Annotated in this window: 16 protein-coding genes and 1 pseudogene; 7 read left to right on the plus strand and 10 right to left on the minus strand. The window is 63.2% G+C overall.

All coding sequences use genetic code 11. The features are described from left to right. Positions 1 to 46: 46 nt before the first annotated feature. The 8 genes from radA to rpsF form a co-directional block, all read right to left on the minus strand. Positions 47 to 1,450: a DNA repair protein RadA gene (gene radA, locus FJ936_RS25315; protein WP_023773385.1), complete on the minus strand. Its 1,404-nt coding sequence runs from the start codon at positions 1,448 to 1,450 to the stop codon at positions 47 to 49. A 139-nt stretch (positions 1,451 to 1,589) separates the two neighbouring features. Next, entirely contained in the window at positions 1,590 to 3,080 is a 1,491-nt protein-coding gene (locus FJ936_RS25320) for a replicative DNA helicase (RefSeq protein ID WP_015318513.1), read from the minus strand. 245 nt (positions 3,081 to 3,325) lie between these two features. After that, a complete protein-coding gene (locus FJ936_RS25325) occupies positions 3,326 to 4,291 on the minus strand; it encodes a small ribosomal subunit Rsm22 family protein (RefSeq protein WP_140791944.1) in 966 nt (321 codons plus the stop codon). Positions 4,292 to 4,294: 3 nt separating this feature from the next. Next, complete coding sequence (locus FJ936_RS25330) at positions 4,295 to 4,618, minus strand: YnfA family protein (RefSeq protein WP_015318511.1); 324 nt, start codon at positions 4,616 to 4,618, stop codon at positions 4,295 to 4,297. Between the two features lie 90 nt (positions 4,619 to 4,708). Then, positions 4,709 to 6,001: a cyclopropane-fatty-acyl-phospholipid synthase family protein gene (locus FJ936_RS25335; protein ID WP_140717947.1), complete on the minus strand. Its 1,293-nt coding sequence runs from the start codon at positions 5,999 to 6,001 to the stop codon at positions 4,709 to 4,711. Between the two features lie 177 nt (positions 6,002 to 6,178). After that, a complete protein-coding gene (gene rplI / locus FJ936_RS25340) occupies positions 6,179 to 6,763 on the minus strand; it encodes a 50S ribosomal protein L9 (RefSeq protein WP_015318509.1) in 585 nt (194 codons plus the stop codon). 213 nt (positions 6,764 to 6,976) lie between these two features. After that, complete coding sequence (gene rpsR / locus FJ936_RS25345) at positions 6,977 to 7,225, minus strand: 30S ribosomal protein S18 (RefSeq protein WP_006203718.1); 249 nt, start codon at positions 7,223 to 7,225, stop codon at positions 6,977 to 6,979. Continuing rightward, on the minus strand, positions 7,225 to 7,713 hold the full coding sequence (rpsF, locus tag FJ936_RS25350) for a 30S ribosomal protein S6 (RefSeq protein ID WP_015318508.1): 489 nt from the start codon (positions 7,711 to 7,713) through the stop codon (positions 7,225 to 7,227). The genes rpsR and rpsF overlap by 1 nt, the downstream gene beginning before the upstream one ends. 378 nt (positions 7,714 to 8,091) lie before the next feature. Between rpsF and FJ936_RS30590 the strand changes: the two genes are divergently transcribed. After that, complete coding sequence (locus FJ936_RS30590; protein ID WP_181171408.1) at positions 8,092 to 8,238, plus strand: hypothetical protein; 147 nt, start codon at positions 8,092 to 8,094, stop codon at positions 8,236 to 8,238. A gap of 52 nt (positions 8,239 to 8,290) precedes the next feature. On the opposite strand, the gene FJ936_RS25355 is transcribed toward FJ936_RS30590, so the two are convergent. After that, entirely contained in the window at positions 8,291 to 10,252 is a 1,962-nt protein-coding gene (locus tag FJ936_RS25355) for an LTA synthase family protein (RefSeq protein ID WP_140726369.1), read from the minus strand. Positions 10,253 to 10,495: 243 nt separating this feature from the next. Between FJ936_RS25355 and fabD the strand changes: the two genes are divergently transcribed. The 5 genes and pseudogenes from fabD (at position 10,496) to fabF (ending at position 14,106) form a co-directional block, all read left to right on the plus strand. After that, positions 10,496 to 11,446 (plus strand): ACP S-malonyltransferase, encoded by a 951-nt coding sequence (gene fabD, locus FJ936_RS25360; protein WP_140617224.1) that lies wholly within the window; start codon positions 10,496 to 10,498, stop codon positions 11,444 to 11,446. 37 nt (positions 11,447 to 11,483) lie between these two features. Then, a pseudogene (locus FJ936_RS30985) lies at positions 11,484 to 11,591 on the plus strand (type II toxin-antitoxin system RelE/ParE family toxin); the annotation flags it as partial. A gap of 31 nt (positions 11,592 to 11,622) precedes the next feature. Next, positions 11,623 to 12,360, plus strand: a complete 738-nt coding sequence (gene fabG / locus FJ936_RS25370; protein WP_140617222.1) for a 3-oxoacyl-[acyl-carrier-protein] reductase — start codon at positions 11,623 to 11,625, stop codon at positions 12,358 to 12,360. 212 nt (positions 12,361 to 12,572) lie between these two features. After that, on the plus strand, positions 12,573 to 12,809 hold the full coding sequence (locus FJ936_RS25375; RefSeq protein ID WP_006203723.1) for an acyl carrier protein: 237 nt from the start codon (positions 12,573 to 12,575) through the stop codon (positions 12,807 to 12,809). A gap of 34 nt (positions 12,810 to 12,843) precedes the next feature. After that, positions 12,844 to 14,106: a beta-ketoacyl-ACP synthase II gene (fabF, locus tag FJ936_RS25380; RefSeq protein WP_023773396.1), complete on the plus strand. Its 1,263-nt coding sequence runs from the start codon at positions 12,844 to 12,846 to the stop codon at positions 14,104 to 14,106. A gap of 8 nt (positions 14,107 to 14,114) precedes the next feature. Here the strand turns inward: fabF and FJ936_RS30990 are convergent, their stop codons facing one another. Continuing rightward, positions 14,115 to 14,366, minus strand: coding sequence for a hypothetical protein (locus FJ936_RS30990; protein WP_224525637.1), 252 nt, complete (start codon positions 14,364 to 14,366; stop codon positions 14,115 to 14,117). Here FJ936_RS30990 and mltG point away from each other — a divergent pair. Then, a complete protein-coding gene (gene mltG, locus FJ936_RS25385) occupies positions 14,272 to 15,504 on the plus strand; it encodes an endolytic transglycosylase MltG (RefSeq protein WP_246680532.1) in 1,233 nt (410 codons plus the stop codon). The genes FJ936_RS30990 and mltG overlap by 95 nt on opposite strands. Positions 15,505 to 15,517 lie beyond the last annotated feature (13 nt).

Consider the following 15,517-nt stretch of genomic DNA (forward strand, 5'->3'; position numbering starts at 1 on the left):
TCTTTGGCCCCACTCCGATCTCTTGTTCACGACTCGACGAGCCGCGTCATTCTTCATCGTCGGCACGGCCGCGCCGTGAGCCGGCTATGCGCGCCACGAGGTCGGCAAGCTCGGTGGGTTGGAAAGCGCCGGCCCCAATCCCCCCAGCAAGTTCCTCGCTGCCCAAGGGCAGAACCGCGCTACCAAAACCCAGTTTTTCGGCTTCCTTGAGGCGCTGCTGCGCATGCGCAACCGGCCTCACCGCGCCCGAAAGGCTGATTTCGCCGAAATAGACGCAATCGGCGGGGAGGGCAAGACCAGTGAGCGAGGAAACCAGTGCGGCTGCGACCGCGAGATCGGCCGCCGGCTCGCTGATGCGGTAGCCGCCGGCGACGTTGAGGTAGACGTCATGCTGCCCGAAACGCACACCGCAATGCGCCTCCAGCACTGCCAGGATCATCGACAGCCGCGCGCCGTCCCAGCCGACCACCGCCCGGCGCGGCGTGCCGAGCGAGGAGGCCGCGACCAGCGCCTGGATTTCGACCAGAACCGGCCTGGTGCCTTCCATGCCGGCGAAAACCGCTGCTCCCGGTGATTTCGCGTGCCGTTCGCCAAGGAAAAGCTCGGATGGATTGGAGACCTCGCGCAGACCTTTGTCCGACATTTCGAACACCCCGATCTCGTCGGTCGGTCCGAAGCGGTTCTTCACCGTGCGCAGGATACGGAAGTGGTGGCCGCCTTCGCCCTCGAAATAGAGCACGCCATCGACCATGTGCTCGACCACGCGCGGACCCGCGATCTGGCCTTCCTTGGTGACATGGCCGACCAGCACGATCGCGGCACCCGTGGATTTCGCGTAGCGGATCATCGCCTGCGCGGCCGCGCGCACTTGTGTGACGGTGCCCGGCGCCGAATCGGCAAGGTCGGTCCACAGCGTCTGGATCGAATCGAGGATGACCAGATCGGGCCGCTTGCCGTCGGCGATCGTGGCAAGGATATCCTCGACATTGGTTTCGGCCGCGAGTTCCACCGGCGCCGAGGCGACGCCGAGCCTCTGCGCACGCAGCCTTATCTGGGCAACTGCCTCTTCGCCCGAGACATAGACGATGCGATGGCCCTTGGAGGCAAGTGCGGCCGCGGCCTGGGTGAGCAGCGTCGATTTGCCGATACCGGGATCGCCGCCGACCAGAAGTGCAGAGCCCCGAACGAAACCGCCACCGGTGGCGCGGTCGAGTTCGCCGATACCCGAGATGATGCGCGGCGCGTCCTCGATATCGCCCGAAAGCGTGGTCAGCACCACCGCGCGGCCCTTGCGGGCGTTGCGCGTGTTGGCAGGGCCCGAGCCGATGCCGCCAGATGTGCCTTCCTCGACCAGCGTGTTCCACTCGCCGCAGGCATCGCATTTGCCGGCCCAGCGCTGATGCACCGAACCGCAATTCTGGCAGATGAACTGGACGCGGGATTTGACCACGCTTTACCTTCCCGCCCGCTGGCGGGCGCCGCGCGCGACAGCCAATCTCCCCCCGTGTAGAGGAGATGTCCGGCAGGACAGAGCGGGGCGCCGCAGAGCGCCGAGACCCGTTGCTATTGGCGAGGTCGCTGGCAAGAGGCTACTCAAACCTTTCCGCGATATGGTGCTCTTCCGCGAGATCGGAGAAGCGGGTGAATTCGCCGTGGAAGGCGAGCGTGACAGAGCCCGTCGGCCCATGGCGCTGCTTGGCCACGATCACCTCGGCCTTGCCGCGCATCTCGTTCATCTCGTTTTCCCACTTGACGTATTCCTCAGTGCCGAGCTTCGGCTCGCGGTTCTTGAGGTAATATTCCTCGCGATAGACGAAGATGACCACGTCGGCGTCCTGCTCGATCGAACCGGATTCGCGCAGGTCGGAGAGTTGCGGGCGCTTATCGTCGCGGCTTTCGACCTGGCGCGACAGCTGCGACAGCGCGATGATCGGCACGGCCAGCTCCTTGGCCAGCGCCTTCAGGCCGGTGGTGATCTCGGTGATTTCCTGCACGCGGTTCTGCGAAGACTTGGCGGATGAGCCTTGCATCAGCTGAATATAGTCGATGACGATCAGGTCCAGGCCGCGCTGGCGCTTCAGACGACGCGCGCGGGCAGACAACTGGGCAATGGAAATACCGCCTGTCTGGTCGATGAACAGCGGGATCTTCTGCATGGTCTGCGAACAGGCGACCAGCTTTTCGAAGTCCATTTCGCTGATTTCGCCACGGCGGATCTTGGAGGACGAAATTTCCGTCTGTTCGGAAATGATGCGGGTTGCGAGCTGTTCGGACGACATTTCGAGCGAGAAAAAACCGACCACGCCGCCATTGGCCGCCTTGAAGGAGCCATCGGCCTGCTGCGCCGGCTCATACATCTCGGCAATGTTGAAGGCGATGTTGGTGGCGAGCGATGTCTTGCCCATGCCCGGACGGCCGGCGATGATGATCAGATCGGACGACTGCAGGCCGCCCATGCGGCGGTCGAGATCGCGCATGCCGGTGGCGAGGCCCGACAGACCGCCGTCACGCATATAGGCGGCGTTGGCCATGTCGACCGCGGTCTTGACCGCGTCGGTGAAGCTCTCGAAGCCGCCGTCATAGCGCCCTGTCTCGGCCAGCTCGAACAGGCGGCGCTCCGCGTCCTCGATCTGTTCGGAAGGCGACATGTCGACAGGGGCGTCATAAGCGATGTTGACCATGTCCTCGCCGACGGTGATCAACGCCCGGCGCGTCGCCAGATCATAAATGGCGCGGCCGTAGTCGGTGGCGTTGACGACGGTGACGGCTTCCACCGCCAGCCGCACCACATACTGCGCCACCGTCATGTCGCCGACCTTTTCGTCGGCCGGCAGGAAGGTCTTCAGCGTGATCGGCGTCGCCGCCTTACCCATGCGGATCAGCTCGGCCGCGACATCGAAGATCTTGCGGTGCAGGGGTTCGTAGAAATGGCCGGACTTCAGGAAGTCGGACACCCGGTAGAAGGCATCGTTATTGACAAGTATAGCGCCAAGCAGCGCCTGCTCGGCCTCGATGTTGTTGGGCGATTCGCGATAGAGCGGTTGCTCTGCCACGCCGAATTTTCGTGCTGCCTCTGCCATGATGTCCCCGATTTCGATCCCCGTCTGTCGATATCAGAACTGGACAAGTCAGTGCTGACTTATCTGCAACAGCCCGTGAAGAAGCGGCTTTGGTACTCGCGATTCACAGCCAAAATTTTTCCGTGGAAAGAATCGCAATTGACTCGAATCGAGAGTTGGCAACTTAGCGTTTCTCGCAGGAGAACAAAACAGGAAAGTGAGCGCTGGCGACACCGGATTGCGAGGCTGTCGTGTCTCTTTCATCCTCACGCCAGTGCATCGCCCCAATCCGCCCGCCGCGCCGCCTTGAACGCGTCACCGTCGCGTTTGGTGAAGAGCCTTTCGCCGGCGCTGCCATTTGGCTCGCAAAGCTTGAGCACGACCTTGCCGGAACCGGATTTCGGCGGCGCGACGATCCGCGCGGCGTGGAAGGCAGCCGGCTGGCGCGAAGCGGCGACATAGATGAATTTCTCATCTTCCCACGGTACTTCCGCCTCTTTGGCCAGGCGATGCAGGCGCGAGCGGGCTACGCGGCGGGAAAAGTGGCACCAGTCCGGCGGGTTGAGCGGGCAGGGCGCCTCGTGGGGACAGGGCGCCAGCACATGCGCGCCGGCCGCGATCAATTGTGCGCGTACAGCTAGAATGCGCAGCCAGCCCGCCGGCGTGCCCGGCTCGACGATCAACAGTGTGTCCTTGGTGAGTTGCCAAAGCCGGTCGACCATTTTGGGCAGGGCCGCCGGCGCGATCTCGTCCAGCACATAGGCGCATGTGACGAGGTCGGCGGACTGCAGGTCGGCAATGTCGGTCGTGACATCACCGGCCCGCCAGACGGTCCGGGCCGTGATCGCATCGGCGGCAAGCGTCTCACCGACCTTGCGCACCGCGGCACTCGCCTCAAGCAGCGTGGCCAGTTCCAGTTCAGGCCAGAGATCACTGGTGGCCCAAAGCACGGTGCCGGGACCGGCGCCGACGTCGAGCAACGTCGCCGGTGCGAAATCCGGCCGGGCTTCGGCGAGCGCATCGAGGCTGGCGCGGACCGCGGCGTAGGTCGCCGGCATGCGCGTCGTCAGATAGGCCTTGACCGCCATGTCCTGCGCCATGTGCAGGCGACCGTCGCGCAATTCGGCGCGGTAGCGGTTGGACAGGGTTTTCGCCGCCTGCTTCAGGTCCGGCAGCGCCACCTTTTCCAAAAGGCGATCGACACCCTGTCGAAGAGCGGCCGGCAGCTCCACGGCCTATGCCCCCCTGGGTGCAAGCAGGATAATCGAGGCGCCGGCCATGCAGAGCGCCGCGCCGGCAAGGTCCCAGCGATCGGGCCGCACGCCATCGGCCAGCCACAACCAGGCGAGCGAGGCAGCGATGTAGATACCGCCATACGCTGCATAGGCGCGGCCGGCTGCATTGGTGTCGACCAACGCCAGAAGCCAGGCGAACACAATCAGAGAGGCAAAGCCAGGCAGCAGCCAGAGCGGCGATTTCTCCAGCCGCCACCACGCCCACACCGAAAAGCAGCCGGCGATCTCGGCAAGCGCCGCGGCTGTGTAGAGGAGATAAGTCATGAAAAAAGGCCTCGCGACGATCACGAGGCCTTTTTCGGGGCAGGAGCCTATAATGGCAAGCGCCAATAACGCGTCCTGTCAGCGCTGTTCCTATTCCGCCACCTTGCGTCGGCGGGCGGGCTTGGCGGACTTCTCGACAGGAGCCGCCTCGCGGCGGCCCATGTCGCGCAACTCCAGCGCCTTCTCGCATTTGGCCATATAGTCGCGCGTCATCGGCAGCGTGTCGTTCTTCTTGGTGATCTGGAACTGGAAAATCACCAGGTCCTGCCAACGGAAGGCAGCTTCCGAGGCAGCCAGATAGAACTCCCACATGCGGCAGAAGCGTTCGTCATAGATCGCCTTTGCCTTGTCGCGGTTGGCGGCGAAGCGCAGGCCCCAATGCTTCAGCGTGTCGGCATAATGGAGCCGCAGGATCTCGACGTCGGTGACCACGAGGCCGGACTTCTCGATCGCCGGCAGCACCTCGGACATCGCCGGGATGTAGCCGCCCGGGAAAATATACTTGCGGATGAAGGCGCTGGTCGCCCACGGCACGCCGGAGCGGCCGATCGTGTGCAAAAGCATGACGCCATCAGGCTTCAGCAATGTTGCCGCCTTGTCGAAGAAAGTGCGGTAATGGTTGACCCCGACATGCTCGAACATGCCGACCGAGACAATGCGGTCGAAGCGTTCGTTGAGCTCGCGATAGTCCTTCAGCTCGAAATGGACGTGGTTTTCCAGCCCTTGCGCATGGGCCCGGTCGGTGGCGACGCCATGCTGTTCCGTCGACAGCGTCACGCCCTGCACGTCGACATCGAAGGCCTTGGCCAGATAGAGGCCGAGCCCGCCCCAGCCGGAGCCGATGTCGAGCACCGTCTGGCCGGCCTTCAGCCTGAGCTTGGCGGCGATATGACGTTTCTTGGCGGCCTGCGCCTCGTCGAGCGTCATGTCCGGCTGCTCGAAATAGGCACAGGAATACTGCATGTCCTCATCGAGGAAGAGCCGGTAAAGCTCGCCCGACAGATCGTAGTGGCGCTGCACGTTGCGGCGCGAGCGAGCGGCGGTGTTGATCTGCTGCAGGCGGCGGAAGGCGTGGCGCAGGCCCTCGATGGCTTTCGACCATGTCGCGTCGATGCCGCCGCTGCCCATGTTCTGGAAGGCAATGCGCATCAGTCCGAGCACGCCGCCTTCGAGAATGTCCAGCTCGCCGTCCATGTAGGATTCAGGCACCGCCAGCATCGGATCGAAGGTGATGGCGCGCTCGGCATGCCTGGTCTTGATGTGCATGTGCACCGGCTCGCCGCTGCCGTCGCCGAAGATGAACGTCGTGCCCTTCGGCCCGGTTACCTTGAGGCTGCCCGTGCGCACCAGGCGGTCGAGAACGCGCTTCAACAGAATATTCATGGTCCGGTGTCCCCTCACGGTCAGACAGGCTGTCCTACTCTGCATCAATATATAGGGTTTCGAAAAGTTCCTTTTGGCACAAAAATGCCCGGGCGAGAGGCCCGGGCATTGGTCCAGAAATGACTGGAAATCGACAGCACGATCGGAGCGCCGGTCCGGCGCTCGGAGCGTATGTGATCAGGCGTTTTCTTCGCCGCCTTCGAACTCGGCATTCGGATCGAAGAAGTTTTCCGGCCGCGCATTGTCGTTGATGTCGTCGCCATAAATGGCTTCGGCGGTGGTCAGCGTCTCGCCCTTGGCTTGGCGCTCGGCTTCGTCAGCCGTGCGGGCGATGTTGAGCGTGATGGTGACTTCGACTTCCGGATGCAGCGCGATTGCCACATTGGTGACGCCGATGGTCTTGATTGGCTGGTTGAGCTGGATCTGGTTGCGGTTGACCGTGAAGCCTTCCGCGGTCAGCAGGTCGGCGATATCGCGCGTCGACACCGAACCGTAGAGCTGACCGGTCTCACCGGCCGAGCGAACGGCGATGAAGCTCTTGCCGTCCAGCTTTTCGGCAACCTCTGCGGCTTCCGACTTGCGCTCGAGGTTGCGGGCTTCGAGCTGGGCGCGCTGGCCTTCGAACTTCTTCTTGTTGGCTTCGTTGGCGCGCAACGCCTTGCCCTGCGGCAGCAGGAAGTTGCGGGCAAAACCGTCCTTGACCTTGACGGTATCGCCCATCTGGCCGAGGCGGGAGACGCGTTCGAGAAGGATGACGTCCATGATTATGTTCCTTTTGGTTGGGCGTCCGTCCACAAGGCCGACGCCGAATTCTTTGGAACAGGTCAGGAAGCAAAAGGGCGTTGCCGCCGGTGTCGCTGTCCTGCCTGTCGCGGCAGTTAGAGGTTTTGACCTCAACTCGGGATTTGACGCTAACCGGTCATGCCCGTCATGGCCGGTGACAGGAACGGGCGGCGAACCGCCCGTTCGGAAGAATTAGCGAACCACGTAGGGCAGCAGGCCGAGGAAACGGGCGCGCTTGATCGCCTTGGCGAGCTCGCGCTGCTTCTTCTGGCTGACGGCGGTGATGCGCGACGGCACGATCTTGCCGCGCTCGGAAATGTAGCGCTGCAAAAGACGCACGTCCTTGTAGTCGATCTTCGGGGCGTTGGCGCCGGAGAACGGGCAGGTCTTGCGGCGGCGATGGAAAGGGCGCCGGGTCGGGATCTGGTTGATGTCGACCATTATTCTGCACCCCCTTCAAAACCTTCGCGTGGACGGCGCGGACCACGGTCGCCGCCTTCGCGATCGCCGAACGAACGCGGGCCACGATCGCCGCGGTCGCCGAAGCTGCGGGCCGGCCGATCGCCACGGTCGCGATCGCCGAAGCCACCGCGCTCGGAGCGCTCTTCGCGCTTCTGCATCATGGCCGAAGGGCCTTCCTCATGCGCCTCGACCTTGATGGTCAGGAAGCGCAGCACGTCCTCGGACAGACCCATCTGGCGCTCCATCTCGTTGAGCGCTGCCGGCGGGCAGGTGAGGTCCATCAGCGTGTAGTATGCCTTCCGGTTCTTGTTGACCCGGTAGGTGAGGGACTTCAGTCCCCAGTTCTCGACCCGGCCGACAGACCCGCCATTCGCTGAGATGACGCCCTTGTACTGTTCGACAAGCGCATCGACCTGCTGCTGCGAGAGGTCCTGCCGGGCAAGAAACACATGTTCGTAAAGAGCCATTATGTCTTGGTGCCTTTCTTCGTTTCTCTCCCGGTTCCCGGCGGCAAAAGCCTCTGCAACTTCTCTGACCCGCATGTGCCTCGAAAGGCGCGGGGAAGAAAGGAGCATGACGAGACGGTCGAGAGCGGAGACACGGGAGGCGGAAACGCTTCTGGCTTCACACGAAGGTTCTCGAAAAAACCTCCGGCCCTCCGTTCAGCCCCCAGCTGGGACCGGCAGATTGGCGGCGTCTATAAAGCAATCCGCTGATAAAGCAAGGCCAAGCGGCATCCCTGATGTCGCAGGCCGCAGGAACCCACGTGGCAGCGCCCGGCAAGGCCGGCGATTTTCCCGGCAACCGGCCCTTAACCGCAATGTCAGGTCGCACAGGGTTGAGCCATGCCGTCAACGGTCGCCAACCGCACCCATTACAGCGCCTCCGCCTCGAATCCCAGCGACTATTATGCCATCAATGATCCGGCCAAGCTGCCGAACGTGTTTCTGCAGATCGCCAACAAATTTTCGAAGCTGCAATTGACGAACTGAGCGGCTGCTCCGAAGGCGGGCGGCAGGGGAAATTAAGCGCCCGCCGATCGGCTCAACTCGTATGGGCGACGATCTTGTCGACCGTTTCGGGGAAGAAGTCGGGCGCGGCATGGCGCTTGCCGAACATCATGTCGTACTGGATCAGCCGGAAGTCGCGGATCGCCGGGTCAATCTCTTTCTGACGCGACCAGTCTGGCGTGGCCGCCCCGGCCGGCGTGAGCAGCAGGTTGCGGTCGACGACGCGATAGCGCTCCCGCATCTCGCCCAGGAAACCGGTGTAGTAAGGGTGGGTGATGCCGGCGGCGGTGAGGATATGATAGGGCAGGAACGCGGGGCTGACCGTGCCCAGATTCTCGACCGGGCCGGAGCGGTTCGACCAGATGATCAGCGGTGTCGCGTGATGTTCGAGGGCGGCTTCCGGCGTCGGTTCCTTGCGCGGCGCGACGTTGTCCTTCAGGAAGCCGGTCTCGACATAGACCGGTCCGAGCGGCGGCAGGTGGTCACCGAAAAAGGCGACAATCGTGGGCCGCTCGCGCCTCTTGGCCCATTCGATCAGCCGTTCAAGGCCGCGGTCCGCGTCGGCTGAACCTTCGGCGTAGGAGAGCAGCGAGTCGCGCGCCCACTGGCTGATCGGCGCTTGCACCGAATGGGTCGGATTCGAATAACGGTTCGGTTCATAGGGGCCGTGGTTCTGCAGACTGACGGCGAAGAAGAACACCGGGTCCTCGCTGGCGTCCGCTTCGCGTATGATCTCGTCGGTCATCGCCGCGTCGGATGCCAGCGGTCCGCGCTTTTCCATGGGCGGCAGCGTCTCTTCCGATTTGAAGTCGTTGAAACCGAAATCGGCATAGACCGCGCCGCGGTTCCAGAACCAGTTCGTGCCTGGATGGATGGCGCGTGCCCTGTAGCCTTGGCTTTTCAGGAAGGTCGCCATCGACGGCGTCGGGGTGCGGACATATTGCTGGTAGGGGATGCTGCCGGCCGGCAGGAAAGCATTGGAAAAGCCGGTCAGCGCTTCGAATTCGATGTTGGCGGTCATGCCGCCGAATTCGGGCGAGAACATCGAGCCCGAGCGGAGCGCCCGCACATTGGGCATCGGATCGGGAGTGATGGTGACTCCGGGCAGCTTGGTTGGATCCCAGAAGGATTCGCTCATGACGATGATGATGTCCGGCTTCTGGGCCGGCACCGAGGCGGTCACCTCGGGCCGCTCGATCGCCGCGATCGCCTTGTCGGAATAGCCCGGCGGTGCCGAGACATGCGCCATCGGCACGTTGAGCGCGAAGGCGAGCGCGAAGCCGTTGGAGGCGTAGTTTTCCTTCTGGTCCCACATGATCGGGATGATCTGCAGCCGGTCCCTGGTCCACGAGAAGGTGGCGTAATCCATGATCGAGACGAAGAAGGCGAGCAGCGGCACCGCCAGCGTCAGCCGGGCAAGGCGGCCCTTGCGGCTGAGGGCCGGAACCTTGCGGCGCCATAGCCGCCAGCCGTAGACGAGCAGGGACAGGCCGGCGACGATGCCCGCGACCATGGCCAGCGCTGTCATTGGCCGCTCGCGCACCAAGAGCGGCAGCAGGGCGAAGATCTGGCGGGCGTAGAGGAAATCCGTCGGGTAGAGCGGATCGCCGAGATAATGCGACTTCTGGTGGCCGACAAAGGCCAGCGACAAGGTCAGCGGCGCGACGATCATCAGGCTCTGATGGCTGCGGCCGAGCACCGCGTCGAGACCGATCAGGACCAGCGCGAAGACGACGATGGTTGTCCAGCCCGGCTTGAACGGCTGCAGGAAGAAGGAAACGGTGCCGGCGACATCACCGCGCACGATCAGTTCGATGGCGAACACCAGGACGGCCGAGATCGCCAGGCTGATCAGCCCGTAGCGGACAACAGGCCATCTACGGCCCGGCAGATAGCCGGTGGACGGATCGTCTTCCAGGAACTGCGGCGCCGCGTTGCCGGCACGTTTGAAACTCTTTGCCACTTCAACTTCCCGCCCAAAGACAACCCACGTCATTCGATTGTCATATAATTGTCACGCAAAGCTAGCGCCTGTGGCGGAAATAAGAAGAGCCAGCGAACGATTCGTGAGCGGTTTTCATCAGGTGTGATCGCCAAAAAGCCTTTCGGAACAGGCACTCGCGCGGGGATAGGCCCATTGGCATGGGCTGAAGTGGCTTGACTTGGCGGCCTGCCTTGCGTCACAGGCAGGGAAAATTCGTAGTATCAGGCAAGCAAAACCAGTCAGGGGAGCCCTCGCATGGCCGTTGCATTCACCTTTCCGGGACAGGGTAGCCAGGCTGTCGGCATGGGCAAGGATCTTGCCGATGCCTTTCCCGAGGCACGCAGGATTTTCCAGGAAGTCGATGACGCGCTCGGCGAAAACCTGTCGAAGCTGATCTGGGAAGGTCCCGAAGAGACGCTGACGCTGACGGCCAACGCGCAGCCGGCGCTGATGGCGGTGTCGCTTGCCGCCATCAGGGCGATGGAATCGCGCGGCTTCTCGCTGAAGGACAAGATCGCTTATGTCGCCGGCCATTCGCTGGGCGAATATTCGGCACTCGCCGCCGCCGGCTTCGTTTCCGTTGCCGATGCCGCCCGCCTGCTGCGCATCCGCGGCAACGCCATGCAGGCAGCGGTGCCGGCCGGCGAGGGCGCCATGGCGGCGATCATCGGGTTGGAGCAGGCCGATGTCGAAGCCGCCTGTGCTGAGGCCGCCCTGGGGGCTGGCAGGGGGGCCGTCTGCCAGGTGGCGAACGACAATGGCGGCGGCCAACTGGTCATATCAGGCGCGAAGGCGGCGGTTGAACTGGCAGCGAAACTGTGCACCGAAAAAGGTGCCAAACGGGCGCTGATGCTGCAGGTTTCGGCGCCCTTCCATTCCGCCTTGATGACGCCGGCCGCCAATGTCATGCGCGAGGCACTTGCCGGCGTGACAAAGACCGCGCCAATCGTTCCCGTGGTGTCCAACGTATCGGTGCAGCCGTTGACCGATCCCGACGGGATCGCCGGGCGCCTGGTCGAGCAGGTGACCGGTCGCGTCCGCTGGCGCGAAACGGTGGAATGGTTCGGCGCCAACGGCGTCACCACGCTTTACGAGATCGGTGCCGGCAAGGTGCTTTCAGGACTGGCTCGTCGCATCAACCGCGACATCGCCACCGCCTCCGTGGGTTCCGCACCCGAGGTCGAGGCGGCTGTGGCTGCGCTGTGACTTGAATTCTTCGCCGCCGACATCTTCTTTGACGACTTTTTGGAGATATCGGATTGGGGATTACCGCGTAATCTGCGATGTACAGGACAAGCGGCTGGTCATTCTGGTGGTAACGATTGGCCATCGGGGTGATGTTTATCGATAACCGTCCGTACGATTTGAGAAGAGGACAAGAGATGTTCGAACTGACCGGCCGCAAGGCGCTTGTCACCGGCGCATCGGGGGGCATCGGCGAGGCGATCGCCAGGGTGTTGCATGCGCAAGGCGCGACCGTCGGCCTGCACGGCACGCGCGTTGAGAAACTGGAGACGCTGGCCTCCGAATTGGGCGACCGGGTCAAGCTGTTCCCGGCCAACCTGTCGAACCGTGACGAGGTCAAGGCACTCGGCCAGAAGGCGGAGGCCGATCTCGAAGGCGTGGACATCCTGGTCAACAATGCCGGCATCACCAAGGACGGCCTGTTCGTGCGCATGTCGGACGCCGACTGGGATACGGTGATGGAGGTCAATCTCACCGCCGTTTTCCGGCTGACCCGTGAACTCACTCACCCAATGATGCGCCGCCGCCATGGCCGCATCATCAACATCACTTCGGTGGTCGGGGTGACCGGCAATCCCGGCCAGGCGAATTACTGCGCCTCCAAGGCCGGCATGATCGGCTTGTCCAAATCGCTGGCGCAGGAGATCGCCACCCGCAACATCACCGTCAACTGCGTCGCGCCGGGCTTCATCGAATCGGCGATGACCGACAAGCTCAATGACAAGCAGAAAGAGGCGATCATGGCGGCGATCCCCACCAAGCGCATGGGCACCAGTGCCGAAGTGGCGTCCGCCGTTGCTTATCTGGCTTCGAACGAGGCCGCCTACGTAACCGGGCAGACCATACATGTGAATGGCGGTATGGCGATGATCTGAGCGAGGTCCGACAGCAACGCCGACGGGCTGTGAAAACCCACCATTTCGGCTTGGACCTCGGCTATTTTTCGTGTAATGCGGCCCGCAACCCGGCGGTTCGGGCAAAAACCGGTCCGTGGCCGTTGCGTTTCCGGCAGGACCATCTTTCAGCTTGATTAGCGGCATTCCGCCCGCTAACGAAGACAGACAAACAATAGACGAGGATGCCCCAAATGAGTGACACCGCAGAGCGCGTCAAGAAGATCGTCATCGAGCACCTTGGCGTCGATGCCGACAAAGTGACGGAGCAGGCGAGCTTCATCGATGATCTGGGCGCTGACAGCCTCGACACGGTTGAACTCGTCATGGCGTTTGAAGAAGAATTCGGCGTCGAGATCCCCGATGACGCGGCCGAGACCATCCTGACGGTCGGCGATGCGGTGAAGTACATCGACAAGGCTTCGGCCTGACGCTTTTCGCAGTCGTCACCGGGGAGGACCTGCGATGAGGCGTGTCGTCGTCACGGGCCTTGGCCTGGTTTCGCCGTTCGGTATGGGCTTCGAGCACGGCTGGAAGGAACTGCTGACCGGCCGCAGCGCTGCCAAGCGCGTCACCGAGTTCGAGGTGGACGATCTTGCCTGCAAGATCGCCCACGTCATTCCGCGCGGCGACGGCTCCAACGGCACGCTCAATCCCGAAGCCATTCTTGAGCCGAAGGAACTCCGCAAGATCGGCGACTTCATCCTGTACGGGATCGCGGCCGCCGATGAAGCGCTGAAGGATTCCGGCTGGCAGCCATCAACCGAGGAGGAGCGTTGCGCCACCGGTGTGCTGATCGGCTCCGGTATCGGCGGTCTTGAGGGCATCGCCGAGAACGCGATCATCCTCAAGGAACGCGGCCCGCGTCGCATCAGCCCGTTCTTCATTCCCGGAAACATCATCAATCTCGTGTCGGGCCAGGTTTCGATCCGGCACGGGTTGAAAGGCCCCAACCACGCTGTCGTCACCGCTTGCTCGACCGGCGCGCACGCCATTGGCGACGCCGCCCGGCTGATCATCTTCGGCGATGCCGACATCATGCTGGCTGGCGGCGCCGAATCGCCGGTGACCCGGCTGTCGCTCGCCGGCTTCGCCGCATGCCGGGCGCTGTCGACCGAGCGCAACGATACCCCGCAAACGGCCTCGCGGCCCTATGACCGCGACCGTGACGGCTTCGTTATGGGCGAGGGCGCCGGCGTCCTCGTGCTGGAGGAGCTTGAGCATGCCAAGGCGCGCGGCGCCAAGATCTATGCCGAGGTGACCGGCTACGGCCTGACCGGCGATGCCTATCACATCACCGCACCGGCTGAAGATGGCGATGGCGCTTTCCGTTGCATGACGGCGGCGTTGAACCGGGCAAAGCTTACGCCGGCCGATGTCGACTACATCAATGCGCACGGCACCTCGACCATGGCCGATACGATCGAACTCGGCGCCGTCGAGCGGCTGGTCGGCGATGCGGCGTCGAAGATTTCGATGTCGTCGACCAAGTCGTCGATCGGCCATTTGCTGGGAGCGGCAGGCGCGGCCGAAGCGATCTTTTCGATCCTCGCCATCCGCGACAATATCGCACCGGCGACCATCAACCTCGACAATCCAGAACGCGAAACCGCGATCGACCTGGTGCCGAACAAGCCACGCGCCCGCCAGATCGACGTGGCACTGTCCAATTCCTTCGGCTTCGGTGGCACCAACGCCTCGCTCGTCTTCCAGCGGTATAATGGCTGACGGTCCGGTTACCGGGCAATGCTTTGGCGTGCCGTCAATTTTGCCATATTCGCCCCTACTCTGCCGCAGGGGATTCGTTGAGAGATCGAACGGTAGGGCGACATGAACACTAATCCGTCGGGCAACGGAGAATTCGGGCAAAGGCCGGCGAACACCGGGCCGATCGTGCCGAAAACGGCCAGCGAAGCCTTGCGGCCGGAAGCCGGAACACCGCCGCCGAAACGCTCGCGTGCTTCGCGCAGCCAGGTCGTCGTGTTCATGAACTTCGTCATCTCGGCGGTGATGCTGATCGTTCTGGCGGCGGGCGTGGCCCTCTATTTCGGCAAGCAGGAGTTTACCGAACCCGGCCCATCCGCCAATGGCGACACTTTCCTCGTCAAGCCCAGCACCGGCGTTCAGGACATTGCCGACCAGCTCGAGCGCCGCGGATTGATCAGCGACGCCCGCGTATTCCGCCTCGGGGTGCGTGCCTTCGGCAACGATTCCGCGCTCAAGGCCGGTGAGTACGAGATCAAGCCCAGGGCATCCATGCGCGACATCATGGAACTGCTGAAGAGCGGCAAGTCGGTGATGTATTCGCTGACTATTCCCGAGGGGCTGACGGTCGAGCAGGCCTTGCAGCGCATCGCCGACGAACCGGCTTTGAGCGGCGATATGCCGGCGAAGACACCCCCTGAAGGCAGCCTTGCCACCGACACGCTGCGCTTCACGCGTGGCGCAACGCGTCAGCAGATGGTCGACAAGCTGCTCGCCGATCAGAAGAAACTGGTCGATGAGGTGTGGCAGCGGCGCGCGCCGGATCTGCCCCTGGCCAGCGTCGAGGACTTTGTCACCCTGGCCTCGATCGTCGAGAAGGAAACCGGCAAGGGCGACGAACGCTCGCGCGTGGCCGCCGTCTTCCTGAACCGGTTGGCCAAGGGCATGCGCCTGCAGTCCGATCCGACCATCATCTACGGTCTGTTTGGCGGCAAGGGCAAGCCGGCGGATCGCCCGATCTATCAGTCCGACATCCAGAAGCAGACGCCTTACAACACCTATGTGATCAGCGGCTTGCCGCCGACGCCCATCGCCAATCCAGGCCGCGCGGCCCTCGAGGCCGTGGCCAACCCGTCGAAGACCGACGATCTCTATTTCGTCGCCGACGGCACGGGCGGTCACGTCTTTGCCTCGACGCTGAACGAGCATAATGAAAACGTCGCCCGCTATCGCGCCCTGCAGAAGAAGCAGGCCGATGAGGCAGCCAAGGCCGCTGCTGCCGCCGGTGCCAGCGGCAGTGCCGACAAGCCTGCTGACGACAAGCCAGCTGACGAGAAGCCAGCTGACGAGAAGCCTGCCATTGACAGCGGCATCGATGGCGACAATGGCGATGCTGGCGGTGATGCGGGCGCGGCCCAGTAAGGCAAAGAAAAGC

The sequence above is a fragment of the Mesorhizobium sp. B2-4-13 genome (assembly GCF_006658535.1).
Taxonomy (GTDB): domain Bacteria; phylum Pseudomonadota; class Alphaproteobacteria; order Rhizobiales; family Rhizobiaceae; genus Mesorhizobium; species Mesorhizobium australicum.

What these genes read in the sequence shown, in the direction of transcription:
- fabG (WP_140617222.1), top strand. Translation starts at nt 11,623, where the DNA reads ATGTTCGAACTGACCGGCCGCAAGGCGCTTGTCACCGGCGCATCGGGG.
- rplI (WP_015318509.1), bottom strand. Translation starts at nt 6,763, where the DNA reads ATGGACGTCATCCTTCTCGAACGCGTCTCCCGCCTCGGCCAGATGGGC.
- FJ936_RS30590 (WP_181171408.1), top strand. Translation starts at nt 8,092, where the DNA reads ATGCCGTCAACGGTCGCCAACCGCACCCATTACAGCGCCTCCGCCTCG.
- fabF (WP_023773396.1), top strand. Translation starts at nt 12,844, where the DNA reads ATGAGGCGTGTCGTCGTCACGGGCCTTGGCCTGGTTTCGCCGTTCGGT.
- FJ936_RS25355 (WP_140726369.1), bottom strand. Translation starts at nt 10,252, where the DNA reads ATGACGTGGGTTGTCTTTGGGCGGGAAGTTGAAGTGGCAAAGAGTTTC.
- FJ936_RS30990 (WP_224525637.1), bottom strand. Translation starts at nt 14,366, where the DNA reads ATGAACACGACGACCTGGCTGCGCGAAGCACGCGAGCGTTTCGGCGGC.
- rpsR (WP_006203718.1), bottom strand. Translation starts at nt 7,225, where the DNA reads ATGGTCGACATCAACCAGATCCCGACCCGGCGCCCTTTCCATCGCCGC.
- FJ936_RS25375 (WP_006203723.1), top strand. Translation starts at nt 12,573, where the DNA reads ATGAGTGACACCGCAGAGCGCGTCAAGAAGATCGTCATCGAGCACCTT.
- FJ936_RS25335 (WP_140717947.1), bottom strand. Translation starts at nt 6,001, where the DNA reads ATGAATATTCTGTTGAAGCGCGTTCTCGACCGCCTGGTGCGCACGGGC.
- FJ936_RS25320 (WP_015318513.1), bottom strand. Translation starts at nt 3,080, where the DNA reads ATGGCAGAGGCAGCACGAAAATTCGGCGTGGCAGAGCAACCGCTCTAT.
- fabD (WP_140617224.1), top strand. Translation starts at nt 10,496, where the DNA reads ATGGCCGTTGCATTCACCTTTCCGGGACAGGGTAGCCAGGCTGTCGGC.
- rpsF (WP_015318508.1), bottom strand. Translation starts at nt 7,713, where the DNA reads ATGGCTCTTTACGAACATGTGTTTCTTGCCCGGCAGGACCTCTCGCAG.
- FJ936_RS25330 (WP_015318511.1), bottom strand. Translation starts at nt 4,618, where the DNA reads ATGACTTATCTCCTCTACACAGCCGCGGCGCTTGCCGAGATCGCCGGC.